This window comes from Chelatococcus sp. KU-N122, assembly GCF_055391085.1.
Genome location: NZ_AP043981.1, coordinates 2,562,501 through 2,585,401, shown reverse-complemented (window position 1 = coordinate 2,585,401; position 22,901 = coordinate 2,562,501). Strand labels below are relative to the sequence as shown.

Sequence of the window (22,901 nt, the reverse complement as noted above, 5' to 3'; positions counted from 1 at the left end):
TTCGGTTCAATGGCTCGATTCCGGCCGGAGTTCAAGTTCGGACCGGCGGCTCGGTCATGTTCGACGATGCGCCTTATGCGAACATAAATCGATATTGACTCAATTTCAAAAATGAACAACGCTCGAAAACAATACAGGGAGGAGCCGCCATGAATTTCCATGCGCCGCGCGCCATCAAGGAAGCCGACGTCAAGCGTATCGCCTGGGAGCTCGTTCCCGCGTTGCGCAGCCGCGAATTTCAAACCGAGACGGAGCGCAAGGTCCCCGCCGAGAACATCCGGCTGCTCAACGACAGCGGGCTGCTCGGCATATTCCGGGCCCACAAATGGGGCGGCTCGGAACTCTCCATGCGCGCCCACGTGGATGCCGTATCGACCATCGCCGAAGGTTGCGCGGCCACCGCCTGGGTGCTCGGCGTCTATCACGCCCACGACTTCATCGTCGCCCACATGGACGAGCGCGTGCAGGAGGAGATCTACGGGACGGGCGAGATACAGGCCGTCGCCGCCGTCATCGGCCCCCGCGGCCGGGCGGTCCGCCAGGCCGACGGCAGCTATACGCTCAACGGCTTCTGGCCGTTCGCCTCGGGCAACGCCGCTTCCCATTGGGTGCTCCTGGGCGCCGAAGTCTTCGACGAGGCCGGCGACAAGCTCGACGAGGGCGATTTCGCCGTGCCGGCGGGCGACCTCGAGCGCCTGGACGATTGGCACGTATCGGGCCTGCAGGGCACCGGCTCGAACTCGCTCCGGGCCGTCGATGTGCGGGTGCCCTCCCATCGCTTCGTCTCGCTGCCGGCCCTGCTGGAGAACCAGACGGCGGCCTTCGCGCGACCGGAGACCCCCGCCGTGCACCGGTGCCAGGGCGGCCCGGCGCTCGGCATGTTCATCGCCACGTCAGCGCTGGGCGCCGCGCGGCGCTCGCTAGACGAGTTCCGTCGCTCCGTGCCCGGCAAGAAGGTGATGTACACGAGCCACATCGCCCACGAATGGTCGGCGCTGCAGATCGCGCTGGGCCAGGCCGCGGCGATGATCCATGCCGCCGAGCTCGTCTTCTACAAGGCGGCGGACGACGTGGACGCCTATGCCCGCCGCGGCGAGAAGATGCCGATGGAGCTGCGCGGGCGCATCCGCATGGACATCGCGGAGGTGCCCCGGCTCTGCCGCGACGCCGTCCACCGGCTCTTCACCATCGGCGGCGCGTCGGGCCTGTCGCTGCGGAGCCCGATCCAGCTCAACGCCCGCAATCTCCAGGCCACCACCATGCACGGCTTCCTGCTGCACGACTCGGGCGCCGAGATCTACGGGCGCGTGCTGCTCGGCGTCGATCCCGGAACCGGCGTGATCTGAGCCGGGACGATGAGCACGCTCGTGGATGCCAGGACATGTGTTCCGGCGGCCGAGTATGTGAGCGCCATCGCCCAGCACGTCTCGTCCGTGTGTGTGATCACCACCGAGCTGGGCGGGAGGCGATTTGGCCTCACGGCCACGGCGGTGGCGTCGGTCACGGCCGATCCGCCGCGACTGCTGGTCTGCGTCAACCGCTCCGGCCGCACCTACGCCAAGGTCATCGAAGCCCGGCGCTTCTGCGTCAACGTGCTGAGCGAGGACCAGGACAGGATCGCCATGGTCTTTGCCGGCATGGCGGGCGAGAGCGTGGACCGATTTGCCGGCGCCGAGTGGACGGCGCTCGTCACGGGCGCGCCGGTCCTGACGGCGGCGGCGGCCGCCTTCGATTGCGCGCTGAGCGGGACCAGCGAGCAATCCACCCATACGGTTCTCTTCGGCGACGTGGTGGCGACGCGGCACCGGGCCGGGACGGACACGCTGCTCTACGGCGCCCGCCGGTTCCGGCAGTTGCGGAAGGTCTTCGCGGCCCATGGCGACGCCGGCGCGGACTATCTGTGACGGCGCCCTGAACGACGGGGCCGCTCGGCCTCTGGCCGCAGGCGGCTGAGGACGACGCGCACCCGGGGACGGAAGCGTCCCGACGCGAACGGCGAGCGGCGGATTCGAGGCCGAAGACGTCGTCCATGTGGCCACGCCGCGATCGCATCGGGCAGGGCTTCAGTGAACGGCGAAACAACATCGAGGGAGGAACACGATGGGAGACTCTCAGACCATCAGCCGCCGCGGCCTGCTGCGGGGCGGCGCGGCCATGCTGGCGGCGCCGGCCGTCCTGACGGCCGGTCGCGCCTCGGCCCAGTCCGCCGCCTTCAAGATCGGCTATGTCTCGCCGCAGACCGGGCCGCTCGCCGGCTTCGGCGAGGCCGACCGCTTCATCGTCGAGGACGCCAAGGCCGCCTTCGCCACGCTCCAGAACCATGGCAGGCCGGTCAAGGTCGACGTCGTCGTCAAGGATTCCCAATCGAGCTCCAACCGGGCCGCCGAGGTCACGGTGGACCTGATCGAGCGGGAGCGGGTCAACCTCGTGGTAGCGTCCTCGGCGCCCGACACCACCAACCCGGTGGCCGATCAGTGCGAACTGAGCGAGATGCCCTGCATCACGACGGTCGCCCCCTGGCAGCCCTATTTCTTCGGCCGCAAGGGCAACTCGGCGAAGGGCTTCGAGTACACCTATCACTTCTTCTGGGGCCTCGAGGACGTCATCGCCAATTTCATGGATCTTTGGGATGCATCCGGCGTCCCGTCCAAGACGATCGCCGGCCTGTTTCCCAATGACGCGGATGGCAATGCCTGGGGCGACGCGCAGCTCGGCTTTCCCAAGCCCTTGGCGGCTCACGGCTACAAGATCGTCGATCCAGGCCGTTATCAGGTCATCAACAACGACTTCTCGGCCCAGATCGCCGCGTTCAAGCAGGCGGGCTGCGAGATCGTCACCGGCAACATGATCCCGCCGGATTTCGCGACCTTCTGGAGCCAGGCGGCGCAGCAGGGCTTTCGCCCCAAGGTCGTCACCATCGGCAAGGCCCTGCTCTTCCCGTCGACCATCGCGGCGCTCGGGCCGCGCGGCGACGGCCTCACCAGCGAAATCTGGTGGACACCCTCCCACCCCTTCGCCTCAAGCCTCACCGGCCAATCAGCGAAGGACCTGGCAGGCGCCTACGCGACGGCGACCGGCCGCAGCTGGACACAGCAGATCGGCTTCATCCATGCGCTCTTCGAGCTCGCCGCCGATATCATCAAGCGGTGCGAACAGCTCGACGACAGCGCCGCGGTCCTCGCGGCGCTCAGGGCGACCGACCTCAACACCGTGGTCGGTCCGGTCAACTGGAAGGGCCAGGGGCCGTTCAGGAACGTCAAGCGGACGCCCCTCGTGGCCGGCCAGTGGCAGTTGAAGGATGGCAAGCCGGACCTGGTGATCACCAGCAACAGGCAGTATCCGGACATTCCGGTCGGGGGCCGGATGAAGTTGATCGGTTGATTTATGCAACGGATCGCAACTGGGTCATTGCATTCAATCGCAAACGACTTTCGCGCGGAGCGCGTTCCTGCCCGCTTCCCGTCGCCGGGGCCGCCATGACCCTTCTGAAGCTTCGGAATCTCAACAAGGCGTACGGCGCGCTGGCCGTCACCAATGACCTGTCGCTCGATGTTCAGCCCGGCGAGCTGACGGGCATCCTGGGACCGAACGGCGCCGGCAAGACGACCCTCTTCAACCTCGTCACCGGGACGGTGTGCCCCGGCTCGGGCAGTATCATCTTCGACGGGCGCGACGTGACGGCTCTCGACGCCTCGCAGCGATGTCGCCTCGGCATCGCCCGTTCGTTCCAGGTGCCGCAGCCGTTCGCGGGCATGAGCGTGTTCGAGAACATTCTCGTCGGCGCAACCTTCGGGCATGGCCGGGGCGACCCGGAAGGGCGTGCGCTCGAAGCGCTCCGGCGGACCGGCATGGCGAGCCGGGCCAACCAGCGGGCCGGCGCCTTGACACTGCTCGACCGCAAGCGGCTGGAGCTGGCCCGGGCGCTGGCCGCCGATCCCAAGCTGCTGCTACTGGACGAGATCGCCGGCGGCCTGACCGACAGCGAGTGCGACGCGCTGCTGGCGACGGTGCGGGACGTGCATGCGGCGGGCCTCACGATCATCTGGATCGAGCATGTGGTCCACGCCCTGCTGGCGGTGGCCAGGCGCCTCGTCGTGATCGACTTCGGCCGCAAGGTCATCGAGGGGGAACCTCACGCCGTGATGGCCAGCCACACGGTCAGGTCGATCTACATGGGGGAGGACGCCATTGGCTGACCCCCTGCTGGAGATCCGCGATCTGAGCGTCTTCTACGACAGCGCGCAGGTGATTCACGGCCTCGATCTCTCGCTCGGCCGGGGCGAGCTCATGGCCCTCATCGGCGCCAACGGCGCGGGCAAGAGCACCCTGTTCAAGGCCATCTGCGGGCTCGTGCCGCCGCGCCATGGCGACATCCGCTTCAAGGGCCGGCGCCTCGGCGGCTTGAGCCCGGCGCGCATCACGGCGCTCGGCGTCGCCATGGTGCCGGAGGGGCGCCGCCTGTTCCGGTCGCTCTCCGTCGAGGAGAACCTGGTTCTGGGGGGCCACGTGCGCCGCCCGGGGCCCTGGACGCTCGAACGGGTCCTGTCGATCTTCCCCGCGCTACGCGACAGGCGCCGGCAACCGGCGACCCAGCTGTCCGGCGGCCAGCAGCAGATGGTCGCCATCGGGCGAGCGCTGATGTCGAACCCGGAGCTGCTTCTCCTGGACGAGCTGAGCCTCGGCCTCGCTCCCGCCGTCATCAAGGACATCTACGCCATGATGCCCGAGTTTCTGGGCGAGGGGCTCGCCACCATCCTCGTCGAGCAGGATGTGACGCGCGCTCTCGCGGTGTCGCAACGCTGCACCTGCATGCTCGAGGGACAGATCTCGCTCGCCGGCCCCTCGTCCGCCTTCAGCCATGCCGAGATCTCGGCCGCCTATTTCGGGACCTGAGCGCCATGGAATGGCTCAACGCCATCGTGCAGGGCGTGCTGATCGGCGGCCTCTATGCGCTGTTTGCCGCCGGGCTGTCCCTGATCTTCGGGGTCATGCGCCTCGTCAACATCGCCCATGGCGATCTCATCGTCGCCGCCGCCTACCTGGTCTATGTCATCGTGGCGGCGACAGGCCTGAACCCGCTGACGAGCCTGGCGCTGATCGTGCCGATCATGGCCGCGGCGGGCTATGGCCTGCAGCGCGGCCTGTTCAACCGCGTCCTCGGCGACGATCTGCTCTCGCCGCTCGTCGTCACCATCGGCCTGTCGCTGATCATTCAGAACGGACTGCTGGCGCTGTTCAGCGCCGACAGCCGCAGGCTCGACGCCGGGGCCATCGAGCTGCAAAGCCTCAACCTGCTGCCAGGCCTCGCGATCGGCTACATGCCGCTGCTGACCTTCCTGGTGGCCGTCGCGATCATCGGCGGCCTGCAGCTCCTGCTCTACAGGACGGCCCTCGGCCGGGCCTTCCGCGCCGTGTCCGACGACGGCGAGACCGCCCAGCTCATGGGGCTCGAGAACCGGCATGTCTTTGCCTGGGCCATGGCCCTCTCGCTCGCCGTAGTCGCCGTAGCCGGCGTGTTCCTCGCCGTCCGCTCCAGTTTCGACCCGTTTCTCGGCCCGTCGCGCCTCATCTTCGGCTTCGAAGCGGTGATCATCGGGGGGCTGGGCAATCTCTGGGGCACGCTGGCCGGTGGCGTCGTCCTCGGCGTGGCCCAGGGATTGGGGGCGCAGATCGACCCCGGCTACCAGCTGCTCGCCGGCCACATCATGTTCCTGCTCATCCTTGCGGCGCGCCCGCGCGGCCTGTTTCCGAGGATCGACTAGTGCCGCCCACCGAGATCTCCCGCTCCACGCGGGTCAGCCGCATCGCCCTGGCCGTATCGGCTCTGATCGTCCTCGGCCTGATCGCGGCGCCCTGGTGGGCCAAGCCGGCGGAGCTGCGGCTCATCACGGAGTTCATGTTCTTCCTGGCCCTAGCGAGCCTGTGGAACCTGCTCGCCGGCTACGCCGGCATGCTCTCCATCGGCCAGCACGCCTACGTGGGGCTGGGCGGCTATATCCTGTTCTCGGCCACCATTTTCGGCGGGCTCAATCCGCTCTGGTCGGTGCCCGTCGCCGGCGTGACCGGAGCCGCGATTGCATTGCCGATCGCGTGGCTCGTCTTCCGGCTCAAGGGGCCCTACTTCGCCATCGGCACGTGGGTGGTGGCCGAGGTCTGCCGCCTCACGGCGGCACAGGTGGGGGCGCTCGGCGGCGGCTCCGGGCTCAGCCTGCCGACGGAGGCGATGCGGGCGATCGGCTCCAAGAGCGAGCGCGAGATGCTCATCTACCTCTGCGCGCTGCTGGTCTGCCTCGGCGCGATCGGGCTCGTCTACCTGGTGCTGCGCTCGCGCATCGGGCTTGCGCTCACGGCCATCCGCGACAACGAGGTCGCCGCCTTGAGCCTGGGCATCCGCATCGGGCCGGCCAAGCTCTTCACCTATGTGATCGCCGCGGCCGCCACCGCCATGGTCGGATCGCTCATCTTCATCACCAAGCTGCGCATCACGCCCGATGCAGCGTTCAGCATCAACGACTGGACCGTCTTCGTGCTGCTCATCGTGGTGATCGGCGGCATCGGCACCATCGAGGGGCCGATCATCGGCACGCTCCTGTATTTCCTCCTGCGCGAATTCCTTGCCGACCTGGGCACCATCTACCTGATGATACTCGGTGCCGCCGCGGTCGCCATCATGCTCTGCGCGCCCAAGGGACTCTGGGGCTTCGTGCACCGCGCCTTCGGCCTTTCACTCTTCCCGCTCGGCTATCATGTGTCCGCGCCGGGTCCGATGCCCAAGAGCCCGATCGTTCAGCCTCGGATCCACATCGCGGAGTAGGTCGACGGCAGCAGCGGCTCCCCGATGCCGGCGCATCACTTTCCTGAAGCTTTTCCGTCGTCACGGCGAGAAAAAGGAGGCGCAGGCCAAGAGGAATCGACGCCGGTGGCGCACCGCCCTCTTAAGCCGCGGTCGCCGCTCCGGCGCCATAGCGGCCGAGCGCCAGATCGGCCGTGTCGATGTCCGGCCGGGTGCCGCTGAGCAGATCCGCCAGGACCCGTCCCGAGCCGCAGGCCATGGTCCAGCCGAGCGTTCCGTGGCCGGTATTGAGATAGAGGTTGTCGAACCCCGCCCGCCCGATCACCGGCGTCCCGTCCGGCGTCATCGGGCGCAGACCGGCCCAGAAGGTGGCCTGCGCCTGATCGCCGGCGCCGCCGAACAGGTCCTCCACGGAGTGGACGAGGGTGGCGCGGCGGGCCGGCGGCAGGTCGAGCTTGAAGCCGGCGATCTCGGCCATGCCGCCGACCCGGATGCGGTCCCCCAGCCGGGTGATAGCGATCTTGTAGGTTTCGTCCATCACCGTCGAGACGGGCGCGCGCGCCTCGTCGACGATCGGAACGGTGATCGAATAGCCCTTCACCGGGTAGACCGGCAGGCTGAGACCGAGCCCCGCGAGCAGGGCCGGCGAGTAGCTGCCGAGGGCGACGACGAAGGCATCGGCCGCGATGGCCTGTGCCCCGGTCTCCACGGCCGCGATGCGTCCGTTCTCCCGCCGCAAGCCGCGAATGTCGACGCCGAAGCGGAAGGTGACGCCCAGCGCCTCGCATAGCCCGTGCAGGGCGTTGGTGAACTTGTAGCAGTCCCCGGTCTCGTCGTTGGGCAGGCGCAGGCCGCCGGCGATCTTGCCGCGCACGGGCGCCAGGCCGGGCTCGGCCGCAATGCAGCCGGCGGCGTCGAGCACCTCGAACGGCACCCCGTCACGGCGCAGCACCTCGACGTCCTTGCCGACGCCGTCGATCTGCTTCTGCGTGCGGAAGAGCTGCAGCGTGCCCTGGCTGCGATGATCGTAGGCGATGCCGGTGTCCGCCCGCAGCGCCACCAGGCAGTCGCGGCTGTATTCGGCGAGGCGGACCATCCGCCCCTTGTTCACGGCGTAGCGCGCGCTGGTGCAGTTGCGCAGCATGGCGGCCATCCAACGCCAGGCGGCCGGATCGACGGTCGGCCGGATGATCAGCGGCGCATGCTCCATGAACAGCCACTTGAGCGCCTTCAGCGGAATGCCGGGCGCCGCCCAGGGCGAGGCGTAGCCCGGCGAGATCTCGCCGGCGTTGGCGAAGCTCGTCTCCAGCGCCGGGCCCGCCTGGCGGTCGAGCACGGTCACCTCATGGCCGGCCTTGGCCAGGTAATAGGCTGACGTGACGCCGATCACGCCGGCGCCGAGAACAACGATCTTCATGATGCCCGTTCGATTGTGCTGGAGGGCGCCCGTGCCGGCCTCAGCGGTAGTGCCGCTGGTAGCGGCGGCCGAGGCGGGTCAGGATTTCGTAGGAGATGGTTCCGGCGGCCGCGGCGACCTCGTCGAGGGTCTGGTGCGGGCCGATGATCTCGACCAGGCTGCCGAGCCCGAGCGTTCCCGGCGGCAGCGCCGACACGTCCACGGTGATGCTGTCCATGGACACCCGCCCGACGATCGGCAGGCGCGTCGCACCGCAATAGGCGGCGCCGCGATCGCTCAGATGGCGAGGCAGCCCGTCGGCGTAGCCGGCCGCCAGGGTCGCAAGCCGCGTCTCGTGCGCGGTGACGTGGGTGCCGCCGTAGCCGACGCGCGTTCCGGCAGGGACCGTGCGCGTCTGGATGACACGCACATCCAGACGCACCACCGGCGCCGTCACGCCGGCCGCCGCCGGCGTCGGCACGCCGCCGTAGAGCGCAATACCGGGCCGCGCCAGCGCCCCGTGATAATTCTCGCCGAGCAGGATGCCGGCGGAGTTGGCGAAGCAAAGTGCGAGTCCCGGAAACGCCGCCGCGGCGCGGCGCCAGGCGCCGAGCTGGTCGGCGTTCTGGGGGCTCTCCGGCTCGTCGGCGGAGGCCAGGTGGCTGATCAGGAACAGCAGGCGAATGCCGCGCAACAGGGCAGGATCGGCGGCGAGCGCCGCGAGCTCCGCCTCGGCGAGGCCGAGCCGCGACATGCCCGTGTCGACCTGAAGCGCCGCCGGAAGCTCCTCGCCGCGGGTGCGCGCCGCGGCGGACCAGGCGGCGACCTGCTCGAGCGAATTCAGGACGGGCACCACGCCGGCCGCCGCACAGGCCGCCTCGCCCCCCGGCAGCAGGCCGTTGAGCACGATGAGCCGCGCATCCGCCGCCAGAACGGGCTTCAGCGCCAGGGCTTCGCCGAGATGGGCGACGAAGAAATCCCGGCAGCCGGCCCCATAGAGCGCCGGCGCCACGCGCGCTGCGCCGAGCCCGTAACCATCGGCCTTGACCACGGCCCCGGCCTGCGCGGGCGCGACGCGCTCGCGCAGCGCGCGATAGTTGCCGGCAAGCGCTGCGAGATCGATGATCAGCACGCCGGGCGCCGCAACGTCACCCACGAAGTCGAACCCTGAGCCGTCCATGCGCCGCCCCATCAAGGATGAGTGGAAGCCTAGCGCAACAAGCGCGCAATCTCCGTGCTATGAGATCGCGAAAATTCCACTCGCGCCGCCTTGACGCAACGATCTGCCGGGACGTCGAATAATCTGCCATGCACGGTCTGGATGCCATCGATCGCAACATCGTCCGCCTGCTGCGGCTCAATGCGCGCATGAGCAACGCCAAGCTGGCGGAGGAGGTCGGGCTCTCTCCGTCCGCCTGCCTGCGGCGCATCCGCCTGCTGGAGCACAGCGGCGTGATCCGCGGCTACACCGCCCTCGTCGACCACGCCTCCGGCGAGGCGGCGATCGCCGTGATCATCAACATCACGCTCGAGCGGCAGACGGAGGATTACCTCAAGCGCTTCGAGGCGGCCGTCCGCAGGCACCCGGAGATCCGGGAGTGCTATCTGATGACCGGCGGCGCCGATTATCTATTGCGGGTCGAGGTGGAGAACGCGGCGGAGTTCGAGCGCATCCACACCGACATCCTGTCGACCCTGCCGGGCGTCCTGCGCATCCACTCCAGCTTCTCGATCCGCAACGTCCTCGCCACGCGCCGGCGTGGGGCGGACTGAGGCGCGGCGACGGCCGGCTCACTGCACGAGGGGCGACGACGCTGCTGCGAGCTCGGCCCCGTCGATCGCGGCCTGCCCGGCCAGGATGGCGACATACTGGCGAACCGCCTGCTCCTCGACGACGGCGCTCAACCGTTGGCCGATCCCGGCGCGGACCGCCTCGAACGGCAGCCTGTCGCCAAAAATGCGCTGGTCGACCGTCACGATGTGGAAGCCGTAGCGGGTCTTGACCAGCTCGCGCAGCAGCCCGGGCGGCTCCAGCCGGAACAGCGCCGCCTCGAACTCCGGCACCGTATCACCGCGGCCGATCTGCCCGAGGTTGCCGCCATGCTGGCCGGAGGGGCAGTTCGACAATTCCGCCGCCACAGCGGCGAAGCGCTCGGGCTGCTGCAACAGCTCGTGCAGCGTCCGCTCCGCCCGGGCGCGGATCTCGTGAAGAGGAACGGCGGCCGTCACCTGGAACAGGATGTGCCGGGCATGCACGAGATCGCCGCTCTCGAACTCCTGCGGATGCGCGTCGTAGTAGCGCCGGCACTCCTCGTCCGTCGGCGTCGGCACCGTGACCTCGCGCGCCAGCAGCTCCTCGATCGCCTCGTCGGTGGCCTCGGCGTCGGCCCGCTCGTCGAGAAGGCCGAGCGTCAGGGCGCGCTGGCGCAGCAGCTCGCGCGCCGCGGCGAGCTCGGGGCTGGCGTCCGCCGCGACGCTGACGTCGACACCGTTGACCGAGACGCTCATGACCGTACCGGCTCCTTGGCGCGCGTGTGCGGCGTGCGCACGATCTGATAGGGACGAATGAGATAGGCCAATGCGCCGACGCCGCTCCAGATGTGGATCATGCGGGTGAACGGCGAGATCAGAAACAGCGTGAAGCCGAGCAGGACGTGCAGCTTGTAGGGCAGCGGCACGTCGGCCATCAGCGCCGCGGCCCCGCCGTCGAGCGTCACGATGCCCTTCACGTAGCTGGTCAGCGTCTCGAACAGGACGCCGTCCATGTGGAAGGCGGACAGCGGCACCGTGAGCAGGCCCAGCGCAAGCTGCAGCCACAGCATCAGCACCACCGCGATATCCCATTTGCGGCTGTTGAGCCGGATGCGCGGGTCGCCCAGCCGCCGCGCGATCAGGATGGTGAGCCCGATGATGGCGACCACGCCGGCGATGCCGCCGATCACCATGGCGAGCAACTGGTGGGCGACCGGCGTGAGCGCCCAGTCGACCGCCCAGTGGGGCGCCAGGAAGCCGGCGAAGTGGCCGAGGATCACGACGATCACGCCGTAGTGGAACAGATTGGAGCCGAGTCGCAGCGACCGCTTGCGCAGCATCTGCGACGAGTCGCTCTTCCACGTGTAGGGCTCGCGGTCGAAGCGGAGCAGGCTGCCGATCAGCAGCACGGCAAGGCAGACGTAAGGATAGACCCCGAAGAGGAGCGTGTTCACGTAGGCATTCGACAGCATGACCGCGTCTCCCTTCCAGAGGGTCTCAGAGGGTGGAGGCCCGCCCGCCCGGCGCCGGCGCACCGGCGAAGGCCGGCTGCTCCGCCCAGTCGTCGTCGAGCGCCGCCCGGCCCGTTTTCACCGGCGGGATGGCCGCCGCATCGATCGGCTTCTCGCCGGCGATCACGAGCAGGGCCTGAACGACCGCCGCATAGGGGCTGCGCCGGGCGATCAGGGAGCGGCCGATCGACGTCAGGATGTGCGCGCAGTCGGCCAGCATCGCTTGCGCCTCGCCCAGATCGCGGCAGCTCAGATATTCCAGCACCACCGGCAGATAGTCCGGCAGCTCGCTGGTGGAGAGGTCGAAGCCGGCCCGCTCGTAGACCTGCTTGAGGTCGACCATGGCAGCGCCACGGTCGCGGCCGTCGCCGTGAAGGTGCTCGAACAGGTTGAGCGACAGGGCCCGGCCGCGGTCGAACAGATCGACGTAGCGCGCCTCGCACGCCAGCAGGTCGCCGCGGCCGAGCTCGTCCACCAGCGCCAGCAGCTCCTGCCGCTCGCGGGCGCGGACGAGCGACGTGGCGCGGATCACCTCGGCGATCTCGGGCAGCGCCGCGCGCATCTCCGCCGACGGGTAGGACAGGAGGGCACTCAGCGCCCGGAACAGGAGCATGGCCGCCTCCTCAGGTGTCGAGGTGGCGGATGGGCGTCAGCTTGCGCCGCCCCATCTTGCCGCCGAACAGCGTCGAATGCGGCGGGCCGAAATCGCAGCCGTTGCCGAAGGTGAAGCCGCACGAGCCCTTGAGGCCGTAGGCATCCTCGGCCTGCTCGCGGTGGCTGGTGGGGATGACGAAGCGGTCCTCGTAGTTGGCGATGGAGAGGTAGCGATGCATCTCCTCCACCTGCGCGACCGTGAGGCCGACCTGGGCCAGGACGCCCTGGCCATCGCCCTCGCCGAGCTGGCGCTGCCGGTAGTAGGCGCGCATGGCGAGCATGCGCTCCAACGCGCTCACGATCGGCGGCTCGGCGCCGGCGGTCAGCAGGTTGGCGAGGTAGCGCACGGGGATGCGCAGCGAGCGCACGTCCGGGATCTCGCCGGCGCTCTCGATGCCACCGGCATTGGCGTGCGACTGGATCGGCGACAGCGGCGGCACGTACCAGACCATGGGCAGCGTGCGGTATTCCGGGTGGAGCGGGAAGGCGATGCGCCAGTCCACCGCCATCTTGTAGGTGGGGGAGGCCTTCGCCGCCTCGATCCAGGCATCGGGCACGCCGTCGGCGCGGGCCTGGGCCACGACCGCGGGGTCGTGCGGGTCGAGAAACAGCTTCAGCTGCTCCTCGTAGAGGTCCTGCTCGTCGGCGGTCGCGGCGGCGCGCTCGATGCCGTCGGCGTCATAGAGCAGGACGCCGAGGTAGCGGATGCGGCCGACGCAGGTCTCCGAGCATACCGTCGGCTGCCCCGCCTCGATGCGCGGATAGCAGAAGATGCACTTCTCGGCCTTCCCCGAGGTCCAGTTGTAGTAGATCTTCTTGTAGGGGCAGCCCGAGACGCACATGCGCCAGCCCCGGCACTTGTCCTGGTCGACGAGGACGATGCCGTCCTCCTCGCGCTTGTAGATCGAGCCGGACGGGCAGGAGGCGACGCAGCTGGGATTGAGACAGTGCTCGCACAGCCGCGGCAGGTACATCATGAAGGTGTTTTCGAACTGGCCGTAGATGTCCTTCTGGACGGCCTCGAAATTGTAGTCCTGCGAGCGCTTGTCGAACTCGCCGCCGAGGATCTCCTCCCAGTTCGGGCCCCACTCGATCTTGTCCATGGGCCGTCCGGTGACGAGCGACAGCGGCCGCGCCACCGGCGCCGTCGGCAGCTCCGGCGCCGTCTGCAGATGCGCGTAGTCGTAGGTGAACGGCTCGTAGTAATCGTCGATCTCGGGCAGGTGGGGATTGGCGAAGATCTTCGCCAGCACGGCCAGGCGGCCGCCCTGCTTGGGGACGATCCGCCCGCTCCGCTTGCGCTCCCAGCCGCCCTTCCAGCGAGTCTGGTTCTCCCAGTCCTTGGGATAGCCGATGCCGGGCTTGGTCTCGACGTTGTTGAACCAGGCGTATTCCATGCCCTGGCGCGAGGTCCACACCTGCTTGCAGGTGACCGAGCAGGTATGGCAGCCGATGCACTTGTCGAGGTTGAGCACCATGGCGACTTGAGCACGGATCTTCATGCGACGGCTCCCCTGGACACGGGATCGACGGGGTTCGAGTGGTCGAGCCAGTCGATCCGGCTGAGCTTGCGGACGATGACGAATTCGTCGCGGTTGGATCCCACGGTGCCGTAGTAGTTGAAGCCGTAGGAGAGCTGGGCGTAGCCGCCGACCATGTGCGTCGGCTTCAGCACCGTCCGCGTCACCGAATTGTGGATGCCGCCGCGCAGGCCGGTGATCTCCGAGCCCGGCACGTTCACGATCTTCTCCTGCGCATGGTACATCATGCACATGCCGGGCTTGATCCGCTGGCTGACCACCGCGCGCGCGGCGATGGCGCCGTTGAGGTTGAACAGCTCGATCCAGTCGTTGTCGACGATGCCGGCGGACTTGGCGTCGGCCTCGGAGAGCCAGACGATCGGGCCGCCGCGCGACAAGGTCAGCATCAGCAGGTTGTCGGTATAGGTGGAATGGATGCCCCACTTCTGGTGGGGCGTGATGAAGTTGAGCGCGATCTCCGTCTCGCCGTTGGGGCGCGTGCCCATCATCTCGGCGACCGAGCGCGTGTCGATCGGCGGTCTGTAGACGGCAAAACTCTCCCCGAAATCGCGGAACCAGCGGTGGTCCTGATAGAACTGCTGTCGGCCGGTCAGGGTCCGCCAGGGGATCAGCTCGTTCACGTTGGTGTAGCCAGCCGTGTAGCTGACGTGCTCGCTCTCGATGCCCGACCAGGTCGGCGACGAGATGATCTTGCGCGGCTGGGCCTGGATGTCGCGGAAGCGGATCTTCTCGTCCTCGCGCATCAGGGCCAGATGCCGGTGGTCGCGCCCGGTCACCTTGCCGAGCGCCTCCCAGGCCTTGACGGCGACTTGGCCGTTGGTCTCCGGCGCGAGGTAGAGGATCACCTCAGCCGCATCAATGTCGGTCTCGATGCGCGGTCGCCCCGCCGTCGGCCCCGGCTCCTCCACGCGATAGTTCAGCGCGCCCAGGCCCCTGACCTCGTCTTCGGTGTTCCAGGCGATGCCCTTGCCGCCGTTGCCGAGCTTGTCCGCCAGCGGCCCCAGCGCCGTGAAGCGGCGGTAGGTGTTGGGGTAGTCGCGCTCCACCACCATGATCTGCGGCGCGGTGACGCCGGGGACGAGCTCGCACTCCCCGTGCCGCCAGTCCTTCACGTCGAAGGGCTGGGCGAGCTCGGCGGCGCTGTCGTGCTGGATGGGGACGAGCACCACGTCGCGTTCGACGCCGAGATGGCCCGGAGCGAGCTCGGCGAAGCGGCGGGCGATCCCCTTGTAGGTCTCCCAGTCGCTGCGGGCCTCCCACACCGGGTCCACCGCCGTGGACAGCGGATGGATGAAGGGGTGCATGTCGGAGGTGTTGAGGTCGTTCTTCTCGTACCAGGTGGCCGTCGGCAGCACGACGTCGGAGTAGAGGCAGCTCGTCGACATGCGGAAGTCGAGCGTCACGACGAGATCGAGCTTGCCCTCCGGCGCCGGATCGCGCCAGGCGACGTCCAGCGGCTTGGCGCCGCCCGCTTCGCCCAGGTCCTTGCCCTGGAGGCCGTGCCGCGTGCCGAGGAAATGGCGCAGGAAATATTCGTGGCCCTTGCCGGACGAGCCGAACAGGTTGGAGCGCCAGATGAACAGGTTGCGCGGGAAGTTCGCGGGACTGTCCGGGTCCTCGCAGGCCATGGTGAGCGCACCGGACTTGAGCCCGGCGACCACGTGCTCCTTGACGCCGACGCCCGCACGGTCGGCCTCGGTGGCGATGGTCAGGGGGTTGACGGCGAGCTGGGGCGCCGAGGGCAACCAGCCCATGCGCTCGGCCTTGACGTTGAGGTCGATCATGCTGCCGCGGTAGGGCGTGGGATCCGCCAATGGCGACAGCAGCTCGGTGACGTCGAGCTTCTCGTAGCGCCACTGGTCGCTGTGGGCATAGAAGAACGAGGTGCCGTTCATGTGCCGCGGCGGCCGCGCCCAGTCGAGCGCGAAGGCGAGCATGGTCCAGCCGGTCTGCGGCCGGAGCTTCTCCTGGCCGACGTAGTGGGCCCAGCCGCCGCCGGAGACGCCGACGGTGCCGCACATCATCAGCATGTTGATGATCGAGCGGTAGCCCATGTCCTGGTGGTACCAGTGGTTCATGCCGGCGCCGATGATCACCATGGCGCGGCCCCTGGTCTTCTCGGCGGTCTCAGCGAAGCCGCGAGCGACGGCGATCGCCTTGTCGGCGGCCACCCCGGTGATCGCCTCCTGCCAGGCGGGCGTATAGGGCACGTCGTCGCCGAAATTCGCAGCGCAGGCGCCGCCGAGCCCGCGGTCGATCCCGTAGTTGGCGCAGAGCAGGTCGAAGACGGTGGCGACGTAAGTCTCGCCGTCGGCGAGCTTCAGCGTGCGGACCGGGACGTTGCGCATGAGCACGCCGTCGCCCTGGTCGTTGCCGGCGAAATGCGCGTGCGGCTGACCGCCGAAATAAGGAAAGGCGACGGCGGCCACGGCGTCGCGCCGGTCGATCAGGCTCAGCTCCAGCTTGACGTCGCCGCCCGTCTCACCGTCCTTGCCCTCGAGGTTCCAGCGCCCGGCCGGCTCCCCCTCCTGCGGCCAGCGAAAGCCGATGGATCCCTGCGGGATCACCAGCGCATCGCCGCCCTCGGCCACCGCCACCGTCTTCCAGGCGGCACGCGCCGACGCCGGCGCCCCGGGCAGATCGCTCTGGCGCAGGTAGCGTTCCGGCACGAAGCGCTCACCGTCGCGGCGCAGCCGCACCAGCATCGGCAGATCCGTGTAGCGGCGGCAATAGTCCTGGAAATAGGGAACCTGCCGGTCGATGAAGAACTCGCGCAGGATGACATGGCCCAGGGCCATGGCGAGCGCCGCGTCCGTGCCCTGCTTGGGGTGCAGCCACAGGTCGGAAAGCTTGGCGACCTCGGCATAGTCGGGGGTGACGGCCACCACCTTCGTGCCGTTGTAGCGCGCCTCGACGAAGAAATGGGCGTCAGGCGTGCGCGTCTGCGGCACGTTCGAGCCCCAGGCGATGATGTAGGCCGAATTGTACCAGTCGGCCGATTCCGGCACGTCGGTCTGCTCGCCCCAGGTCTGGGGGCTCGACGGCGGCAGGTCGCAGTACCAGTCATAGAAGGAGAGCAGCGTGCCGCCGATCAGGCTGAGGTAGCGGGCGCCGGCGGCGTAGGAGACCATCGACATGGCCGGGATGGGCGAGAAGCCGATGACCCGGTCGGGCCCAAAAGTCCTGATCGTGTGGACGTTGGCGGCGGCGATGATCTCGGTGGCCTCGTCCCAGGCGACGCGGACGAAGCCGCCCCGCCCCCTGACCGCCTTGTAGGACTTGGCGGTGTCGGGATTGCCTGCGATCGCCGCCCACGCCTCGACCGGCCCGAGCGTCTTGCGCGCCTCGCGCCAGGCCTCGACCAGGCGGCCGCGCACCAGCGGATATTTGATGCGGCTGGCGCTGTAGAGGTACCAGCTGTAGGAGGCGCCACGCGAGCAGCCGCGCGGCTCGTGGTTCGGCATGCCCGGCCGGGTGCGCGGATAATCGGTCTGCTGCGTCTCCCAGGTGACGACGCCGCTCTTGACGTAGATCTTCCAGGAGCAGGAGCCGGTGCAGTTCACGCCATGGGTGGAGCGGACGATCTTGTCGTGCTGCCAGCGCTGCCGGTAGCCCTCCTCCCACATGCGGTCCTCGTCGCGCAGCTCGCCGTGGCCGTCGGCGAAAGGCTCCCGACGGCGGGAGAGATACGTCAGACGCTCCAGAAAATGGCTCATGCGGCCACCCCTTTTCGCAAGCTCAGCGCGACGGCTCGACGATCGCCTGGGGCGCGAGCGGGCCCATCACCGGCGTGCGGCGGACCTCCGTGAGGTAGTTCAGGATCAGCGAGACCCAGACGATGCCGTAGAGCAGCATGAAGCAGCTCGAGTTCACGCCGAGCCGGTCGAGCAGAGCGCCGAACATGATCGGCAGCAGGAAGCCGCCGAGGCCGCCGGCCATGCCGACGATGCCCGAGACGGCCCCCATGTTGTCCGGAAAGTCGTCGGCGATATACTTGAAGGTCGACGCCATGCCGCAGGCGAAGGCGACGCCGAGCACCATCAGGAGCGCGGTGAACAGCCAGGGCGGCAGCGCGATGCCGAAGCTGACCGGCCCGTTGACCGTGTGCACGATCAGATCGGTGCGCGGATAGGACAGCAGGAACAGGGCGATCCAGGCTGCCCACAGCACCCACCAGGTGACGCTGTGGGCGCCGAACCGGTCCGACAGCCATCCGCCGACGGCGCGGAAGGCGCCGCCGGGCAGGGAGAAGCAGGCCGCGAGCAGCGACGCCTGGGCGATCGAGAAGCCGTACTCGTTCTTGAAATATTGCGGCGCCCAGATCGACAGGGCCGTGAAGCCGCCGAAGACGATGGAATAGTACTGGCAATATTTCCAGACGCGCGGATCGCGCAGGACCCGGAGCTGGTGCATCATCGACGGCGCCGGACCGCTACCCGCGGCGACGCCGGGATCCGGCGCCGAGAACAGCCAGAACAGGACCGCCGTCACCAGCAGGGCCACCGCATAGACCTTGGGCACGACTTCCCAGCCGTAGCTGCCCACCAGCACCGGCGCCACGAACATGTTCAGCGCCGCGCCCACCGTGCCGGCGCCGAAGAAGCCCATGGCGAAGCCGCGGCTCTCCTTCGGGAAGAAGCGCGCCACATAGGGCGTGCCGACGGAGAAGGAGGCGCCGACGAGGCCCAGCGCCAGGCCGAGCAGCAGGAACTGCCAGAGCGCCGTGGCGTAGGACGAGATCCAGAGCGGGACGGCGCAGCCGACCAGCAGCAGCAGCATGATGATCCGGCCGCCGAACCGGTCCGTCCAGATGCCCAGCGGCAGGCGGAACAGCGCCCCGGTCAGGATCGGGGTGGCCGTGAGGAGGCCGAACTGGGTCGAGTCCAGATTGAGCTGGGCCCGGATCGGGATCCCCGTCACGCCGAACATGGTCCACACCGCGAAGCAGGCGGTGAAGGCCCAGGTGGTGACGAGCAGCACGGCGACGCTTCGGGACTTCGGCATGGTTGCCTCGGTATCCACCGGCCGGTCGATGAGGTCTCCACGGTCATGGCGTCGGAAATGGGGCGGCGGGCCATCCGGCCTCGTCGGTCCGCCCATTCGCCTGCCTCAGCCGCAGCCTCCATCGCTTCGAGCGGCAATCTGCATCAACTCGAATTATTCCAATTTGATACAAGTCAAATGACGATTTGACAAACATCAAATGGCTGCGGCGGACTCCAACCGTGATAGGCCTATGGCGATGGACCCCACCCAGAGCGATATGATCACCCGCCTGCCGATGTTCTCGGGGCTCTCGGCCGACGGCGCGCGGGCGCTGTGCGACGCATCCGTCATTCAACAGGCGCCGCGCGGCCTCGTTCTGTTCGAGCAGGGAGCCGAGCCCAACTTCCTCGCGGTCGTCCTGGAGGGGGCGGTGCACCTGCTCGGCCACTCGGCGCAGGGGCAGGAGATGGTGATCGACACGGTCGAGGCCCCGGGCGTTCTTCTCCCTGCGGCCGTCGTCTCCGGCGCGCCCTATCTGATGAGCGCGCGATGCATCGAGGATGCCCGCATCCTGATGATCAAGGCCGACGTCTTCCGCCAGCTCATGACCACCGAACCGTCGCTCGCCCTGGCGCTCGTCGGCTGCCTGGCCGAACAGTTCCGGGCCATGGTCCGGCAGATCAAGACGCTGAAGCTGCGGCCCGGCCCCCAGCGGGTCGCGGCCTACCTTCTGGCCCTCGCCCGGCGCCAGGGCGACACCGGCGACATCGTCCTGCCCTACGAAAAGGGCCTGATCGCCTCGCAACTCGGCATGACACGCGAGAGCTTCTCCCGCATCCTCTCCACGCTGCAGCGCGACATGATCCATGTGGAGGGGCAGGAGATCCGCATTCGCGATCGCAGCAAGCTGCTGGCGTTGAGCCGACCCGACCCGCTGATCGACGGACCGGATGCTTAGGCCGCTTGCTCCATCTCACCGCCATCCGTGGTCCGGTGCATGAGCACGCCCGTCGTCCGCCTGGCGCGCAGCAGCCTCACCCATGTCGCTTTCGCCTTCCTCGCCATGGGCAGCTGGGCGGCCTTCGCCAACCGGACCCATCCGATGCCGGCGCCGCTTTACGCCGGGCTGGTCCAGGGCGCGATCTCGGCCTCGATCACCCTCGTCCTGAAGCGGGCCATCGAGGGTCTCGCCAGCCGCTTCCGCGGCCTTGCCACGCTCCTCGTCCCGCCCGTCGTCGCCGGCCTCGTCTCCGCGAGCCTGCTGACGGCCCTCCATACGATCAGCGGCACGCCCGAGGTCGCCGCGACGATCGCCGTCCCGCTGACGGTCGCGACCAGCTATGCCGCCATCTACAATGTCACGCTCTGGCGGACCGGACGACGCTGAGCTGTGCGGCGGCAGACGTGAACCACGCCCGGCGGAACGACGACCGGCGAGGCCGTGCGTGTCGTCCAGCGCGGGCAACCGGCTTTCTGGAGGGGTGATGCCCCTGGCCGGGAACGAACCAGCACGCCTCGCGAAACTCGATCTTGAGCGAGCGCATCCGTGACCGTGTGCCCACCTCCGGCGCGAGCATGCACCGTCCTCATGGCTGCGCCCGCCGAGGTCGCTTCGATACAATTTGGTTAACGGTCACCGTCGTTCCCGCTCCCCCTTTGCTGGCCGGCACTTTGAGCATGAGGCGAGGGCGCTGACGGCGATCGAACCGGCGGCTTGTTTGGCCCGCCGACGCGCCGCCGACTCCGGTCGGCGACAAAAACTTTGCCGTCACTGTTGACAGCGAACGGCGGTCCTCCATATAAGCAGCTCATCGACGGCCTGCGTTGACCGCGGGTTGTTTGCTCTTCCGCCGCAGAATGAGGGTCTGGGCCCGATACGGATCGGGGCTAAGGCCTGTTTTCGGTGTGAAGGGATTTTTCATCGGCGGGTGCTTTTTGCATTGTTCGATGAAGGCTGTTTGACAATTGAATCGGAAAGAGAAGCGTAGACGGCGTTGTCCTTGCGGACGGCCTGGCGCATGACCCTCGGGTCCATGGGTTTAGGTTGTCGAGAAGGATATCGGCGGTACTACGTTTCGGAGCTCACATTGATCTTTATTGGCGTCGCGAGGCGTTGATGGGGATTGGATGTTGAGGCTCCGTCAATTCGCGTAGAGACCAAGCCGAGACAAATTCTCATCCAATCTGAGAGTTTGATCCTGGCTCAGAGCGAACGCTGGCGGCAGGCCTAACACATGCAAGTCGAACGCCCCTTCGGGGGAGTGGCAGACGGGTGAGTAACACGTGGGAACGTACCCTTTGGTTCGGAATAACTCAGGGAAACTTGAGCTAATACCGGATACGCCCTTCGGGGGAAAGATTTATCGCTGAAGGATCGGCCCGCGTCTGATTAGCTAGTTGGTGAGGTAATGGCTCACCAAGGCGACGATCAGTAGCTGGTCTGAGAGGATGATCAGCCACACTGGGACTGAGACACGGCCCAGACTCCTACGGGAGGCAGCAGTGGGGAATATTGGACAATGGGCGCAAGCCTGATCCAGCCATGCCGCGTGAGTGATGACGGCCTTAGGGTTGTAAAGCTCTTTCGGCGGGGACGATAATGACGGTACCCGCAGAAGAAGCCCCGGCTAACTTCGTGCCAGCAGCCGCGGTAATACGAAGGGGGCAAGCGTTGCTCGGAATCACTGGGCGTAAAGGGCGCGTAGGCGGACATTTAAGTCAGGGGTGAAAGCCCGGGGCTCAACCTCGGAATAGCCTTTGATACTGGATGTCTTGAGACCGGAAGAGGTAAGTGGAACTGCGAGTGTAGAGGTGAAATTCGTAGATATTCGCAAGAACACCAGTGGCGAAGGCGGCTTACTGGTCCGGTTCTGACGCTGAGGCGCGAAAGCGTGGGGAGCAAACAGGATTAGATACCCTGGTAGTCCACGCCGTAAACGATGGATGCTAGCCGTTGGGCAGCTTGCTGTTCAGTGGCGCAGTTAACGCGTTAAGCATCCCGCCTGGGGAGTACGGTCGCAAGATTAAAACTCAAAGGAATTGACGGGGGCCCGCACAAGCGGTGGAGCATGTGGTTTAATTCGAAGCAACGCGCAGAACCTTACCAGCTCTTGACATGTCTCGTATGGTTACCGGAGACGGTATCCTTCAGTTCGGCTGGCGAGAACACAGGTGCTGCATGGCTGTCGTCAGCTCGTGTCGTGAGATGTTGGGTTAAGTCCCGCAACGAGCGCAACCCTCGCCCTTAGTTGCCATCATTCAGTTGGGCACTCTAGGGGGACTGCCGGTGATAAGCCGAGAGGAAGGTGGGGATGACGTCAAGTCCTCATGGCCCTTACGGGCTGGGCTACACACGTGCTACAATGGCGGTGACAGTGGGCAGCGAAGGGGCGACCTGGAGCTAATCCCAAAAAACCGTCTCAGTTCGGATTGCACTCTGCAACTCGGGTGCATGAAGGTGGAATCGCTAGTAATCGTAGATCAGCATGCTACGGTGAATACGTTCCCGGGCCTTGTACACACCGCCCGTCACACCATGGGAGTTGGCTTTACCCGAAGGCGTCGCGCTAACCGCAAGGAGGCAGGCGACCACGGTAGGGTCAGCGACTGGGGTGAAGTCGTAACAAGGTAGCCGTAGGGGAACCTGCGGCTGGATCACCTCCTTTCTAAGGATTGTCCTTCACGGACGGCCATTCTGGCCCGATGTATCGGACATCTTGGAAACATCAGGGGTTCGTCAGAACCCCATAGGCGGGGCAGCGCCGTCTTCGTTTCTCTTTCCTCGGATGAACACGTGCCGGAGACGGCGGGCCCCTGGGGCTCGGCGGGCTTCGGCGCAACGGGCTTGTAGCTCAGTTGGTTAGAGCGCGCGCTTGATAAGCGTGAGGTCGGAGGTTCAAGTCCTCCCAGGCCCACCATTGATGCGCGTGCCAGCTCGGGCTCACCCCGGTCAGGGGCCATAGCTCAGTTGGGAGAGCGCGTGCTTTGCAAGCATGAGGTCGTCGGTTCGATCCCGTCTGGCTCCACCAGATTTTTTGGTTCGATCGAAGGGACGGTACTCCGCTCCCCTCCCCTGCTGTTCATCCGTTTCAAGATTCGCTGGGCGTGAGAGCCCCGGATGTCCCGCTTGGACATTCGGCGAGGCCGCGCCGGCGTGTTGTTGATCATCGTGAAGAGGGAATGCATCCCGAGGGCCGTGTGACGGCCCGCCAGCAACGTGAACGTCCGCGAGGAGGTTTGCGAAAACGGGATGTGTTCGGCAAGCATAT

General features: G+C 67.4%; 18 protein-coding genes, 2 tRNA genes and 1 rRNA gene. 13 read left to right on the top strand and 8 right to left on the bottom strand.

Annotation, left to right across the window (positions count from 1 at the left end; all coding sequences use genetic code 11):
- Positions 1–149: 149 nt before the first annotated feature.
- From ACZ5PO_RS11700 to ACZ5PO_RS11670, 7 genes are all read left to right on the top strand, one after another.
- Positions 150–1,346: an acyl-CoA dehydrogenase family protein gene (locus ACZ5PO_RS11700; RefSeq protein ID WP_464193513.1), complete on the top strand. Its 1,197-nt coding sequence runs from the start codon at positions 150–152 to the stop codon at positions 1,344–1,346.
- 9 nt (positions 1,347–1,355) lie between these two features.
- Positions 1,356–1,904, top strand: a complete 549-nt coding sequence (locus ACZ5PO_RS11695) for a flavin reductase family protein (RefSeq protein WP_464193511.1) — start codon at positions 1,356–1,358, stop codon at positions 1,902–1,904.
- A gap of 196 nt (positions 1,905–2,100) precedes the next feature.
- Positions 2,101–3,381, top strand: coding sequence for an ABC transporter substrate-binding protein (locus ACZ5PO_RS11690; protein WP_464193509.1), 1,281 nt, complete (start codon positions 2,101–2,103; stop codon positions 3,379–3,381).
- Positions 3,382–3,476: 95 nt separating this feature from the next.
- On the top strand, positions 3,477–4,196 hold the full coding sequence (locus ACZ5PO_RS11685) for an ABC transporter ATP-binding protein (RefSeq protein WP_464193507.1): 720 nt from the start codon (positions 3,477–3,479) through the stop codon (positions 4,194–4,196).
- A complete protein-coding gene (locus tag ACZ5PO_RS11680; protein WP_464193505.1) occupies positions 4,189–4,893 on the top strand; it encodes an ABC transporter ATP-binding protein in 705 nt (234 codons plus the stop codon). Before ACZ5PO_RS11685 ends, ACZ5PO_RS11680 begins: the two co-directional genes overlap by 8 nt.
- Before the next feature lie 5 nt (positions 4,894–4,898).
- A complete protein-coding gene (locus ACZ5PO_RS11675) occupies positions 4,899–5,762 on the top strand; it encodes a branched-chain amino acid ABC transporter permease (protein WP_464193503.1) in 864 nt (287 codons plus the stop codon).
- Positions 5,762–6,814, top strand: a complete 1,053-nt coding sequence (locus tag ACZ5PO_RS11670) for a branched-chain amino acid ABC transporter permease (protein ID WP_464193501.1) — start codon at positions 5,762–5,764, stop codon at positions 6,812–6,814. Before ACZ5PO_RS11675 ends, ACZ5PO_RS11670 begins: the two co-directional genes overlap by 1 nt.
- 121 nt (positions 6,815–6,935) lie before the next feature.
- Here the strand turns inward: ACZ5PO_RS11670 and ACZ5PO_RS11665 are convergent, their stop codons facing one another.
- Together ACZ5PO_RS11665 and alr are read right to left on the bottom strand one after the other, a co-directional pair.
- Positions 6,936–8,210 carry a D-amino acid dehydrogenase gene (locus ACZ5PO_RS11665; protein ID WP_464193499.1) on the bottom strand — a complete coding sequence of 425 codons (1,275 nt, stop codon included), beginning with the start codon at positions 8,208–8,210 and terminating at the stop codon, positions 6,936–6,938.
- Between the two features lie 40 nt (positions 8,211–8,250).
- The gene (gene alr / locus ACZ5PO_RS11660) at positions 8,251–9,369 is read right to left on the bottom strand and encodes an alanine racemase (protein WP_464193497.1); all 1,119 of its coding nucleotides are present in this window, start codon (positions 9,367–9,369) and stop codon (positions 8,251–8,253) included.
- Positions 9,370–9,497: 128 nt separating this feature from the next.
- On the opposite strand from alr, the gene ACZ5PO_RS11655 reads away from it, so the two are divergent.
- Positions 9,498–9,962, top strand: a complete 465-nt coding sequence (locus ACZ5PO_RS11655; protein ID WP_464193495.1) for an Lrp/AsnC family transcriptional regulator — start codon at positions 9,498–9,500, stop codon at positions 9,960–9,962.
- An 18-nt stretch (positions 9,963–9,980) separates the two neighbouring features.
- Here ACZ5PO_RS11655 and ACZ5PO_RS11650 read toward each other — a convergent pair whose 3' ends face one another.
- From ACZ5PO_RS11650 to ACZ5PO_RS11625, 6 genes are read right to left on the bottom strand one after another with little or no spacing between them, the layout of a single operon-like run.
- Positions 9,981–10,697, bottom strand: a complete 717-nt coding sequence (locus ACZ5PO_RS11650) for a peptidylprolyl isomerase (RefSeq protein WP_464193493.1) — start codon at positions 10,695–10,697, stop codon at positions 9,981–9,983.
- Complete coding sequence (gene narI, locus ACZ5PO_RS11645; RefSeq protein ID WP_464193491.1) at positions 10,694–11,413, bottom strand: respiratory nitrate reductase subunit gamma; 720 nt, start codon at positions 11,411–11,413, stop codon at positions 10,694–10,696. The genes ACZ5PO_RS11650 and narI overlap by 4 nt, the downstream gene beginning before the upstream one ends.
- A 25-nt stretch (positions 11,414–11,438) precedes the next feature.
- Positions 11,439–12,065, bottom strand: coding sequence for a nitrate reductase molybdenum cofactor assembly chaperone (narJ, locus tag ACZ5PO_RS11640; protein ID WP_464193489.1), 627 nt, complete (start codon positions 12,063–12,065; stop codon positions 11,439–11,441).
- A 10-nt stretch (positions 12,066–12,075) separates the two neighbouring features.
- Positions 12,076–13,608 (bottom strand): nitrate reductase subunit beta, encoded by a 1,533-nt coding sequence (gene narH, locus ACZ5PO_RS11635; RefSeq protein ID WP_464193487.1) that lies wholly within the window; start codon positions 13,606–13,608, stop codon positions 12,076–12,078.
- Positions 13,605–17,363, bottom strand: coding sequence for a nitrate reductase subunit alpha (locus ACZ5PO_RS11630; RefSeq protein ID WP_464193485.1), 3,759 nt, complete (start codon positions 17,361–17,363; stop codon positions 13,605–13,607). Before ACZ5PO_RS11630 ends, narH begins: the two co-directional genes overlap by 4 nt.
- A 22-nt stretch (positions 17,364–17,385) precedes the next feature.
- Positions 17,386–18,651, bottom strand: coding sequence for an MFS transporter (locus ACZ5PO_RS11625; protein ID WP_464193483.1), 1,266 nt, complete (start codon positions 18,649–18,651; stop codon positions 17,386–17,388).
- A 232-nt stretch (positions 18,652–18,883) separates the two neighbouring features.
- Here ACZ5PO_RS11625 and ACZ5PO_RS11620 point away from each other — a divergent pair, with 232 nt between their 5' ends.
- The 5 genes from ACZ5PO_RS11620 to ACZ5PO_RS11600 all read left to right on the top strand — a co-directional run bounded on the left by ACZ5PO_RS11620 (position 18,884) and on the right by ACZ5PO_RS11600 (position 22,661).
- Positions 18,884–19,591 (top strand): helix-turn-helix domain-containing protein, encoded by a 708-nt coding sequence (locus ACZ5PO_RS11620; RefSeq protein ID WP_464193481.1) that lies wholly within the window; start codon positions 18,884–18,886, stop codon positions 19,589–19,591.
- Between the two features lie 39 nt (positions 19,592–19,630).
- Positions 19,631–20,020, top strand: coding sequence for a hypothetical protein (locus tag ACZ5PO_RS11615; RefSeq protein ID WP_464193479.1), 390 nt, complete (start codon positions 19,631–19,633; stop codon positions 20,018–20,020).
- A gap of 793 nt (positions 20,021–20,813) precedes the next feature.
- A 16S ribosomal RNA gene (locus ACZ5PO_RS11610) occupies positions 20,814–22,298 on the top strand.
- A gap of 175 nt (positions 22,299–22,473) precedes the next feature.
- Positions 22,474–22,550, top strand: a tRNA-Ile gene (locus tag ACZ5PO_RS11605).
- 35 nt (positions 22,551–22,585) lie between these two features.
- Positions 22,586–22,661: transfer RNA gene (locus tag ACZ5PO_RS11600), tRNA-Ala, on the top strand.
- The last annotated feature ends 240 nt before the right edge of the window (positions 22,662–22,901 follow it).

Coding starts and splice junctions, on each gene's coding strand:
- ACZ5PO_RS11650 (WP_464193493.1), bottom strand. CDS start 10,697: ATGAGCGTCTCGGTCAACGGTGTCGACGTCAGCGTCGCGGCGGACGCC.
- ACZ5PO_RS11700 (WP_464193513.1), top strand. CDS start 150: ATGAATTTCCATGCGCCGCGCGCCATCAAGGAAGCCGACGTCAAGCGT.
- ACZ5PO_RS11695 (WP_464193511.1), top strand. CDS start 1,356: ATGAGCACGCTCGTGGATGCCAGGACATGTGTTCCGGCGGCCGAGTAT.
- ACZ5PO_RS11655 (WP_464193495.1), top strand. CDS start 9,498: ATGCACGGTCTGGATGCCATCGATCGCAACATCGTCCGCCTGCTGCGG.
- ACZ5PO_RS11675 (WP_464193503.1), top strand. CDS start 4,899: ATGGAATGGCTCAACGCCATCGTGCAGGGCGTGCTGATCGGCGGCCTC.
- narH (WP_464193487.1), bottom strand. CDS start 13,608: ATGAAGATCCGTGCTCAAGTCGCCATGGTGCTCAACCTCGACAAGTGC.
- ACZ5PO_RS11690 (WP_464193509.1), top strand. CDS start 2,101: ATGGGAGACTCTCAGACCATCAGCCGCCGCGGCCTGCTGCGGGGCGGC.
- alr (WP_464193497.1), bottom strand. CDS start 9,369: ATGGACGGCTCAGGGTTCGACTTCGTGGGTGACGTTGCGGCGCCCGGC.
- ACZ5PO_RS11625 (WP_464193483.1), bottom strand. CDS start 18,651: ATGCCGAAGTCCCGAAGCGTCGCCGTGCTGCTCGTCACCACCTGGGCC.
- ACZ5PO_RS11615 (WP_464193479.1), top strand. CDS start 19,631: ATGAGCACGCCCGTCGTCCGCCTGGCGCGCAGCAGCCTCACCCATGTC.
- ACZ5PO_RS11620 (WP_464193481.1), top strand. CDS start 18,884: ATGGCGATGGACCCCACCCAGAGCGATATGATCACCCGCCTGCCGATG.
- narJ (WP_464193489.1), bottom strand. CDS start 12,065: ATGCTCCTGTTCCGGGCGCTGAGTGCCCTCCTGTCCTACCCGTCGGCG.
- ACZ5PO_RS11665 (WP_464193499.1), bottom strand. CDS start 8,210: ATGAAGATCGTTGTTCTCGGCGCCGGCGTGATCGGCGTCACGTCAGCC.
- ACZ5PO_RS11630 (WP_464193485.1), bottom strand. CDS start 17,363: ATGAGCCATTTTCTGGAGCGTCTGACGTATCTCTCCCGCCGTCGGGAG.
- narI (WP_464193491.1), bottom strand. CDS start 11,413: ATGCTGTCGAATGCCTACGTGAACACGCTCCTCTTCGGGGTCTATCCT.
- ACZ5PO_RS11685 (WP_464193507.1), top strand. CDS start 3,477: ATGACCCTTCTGAAGCTTCGGAATCTCAACAAGGCGTACGGCGCGCTG.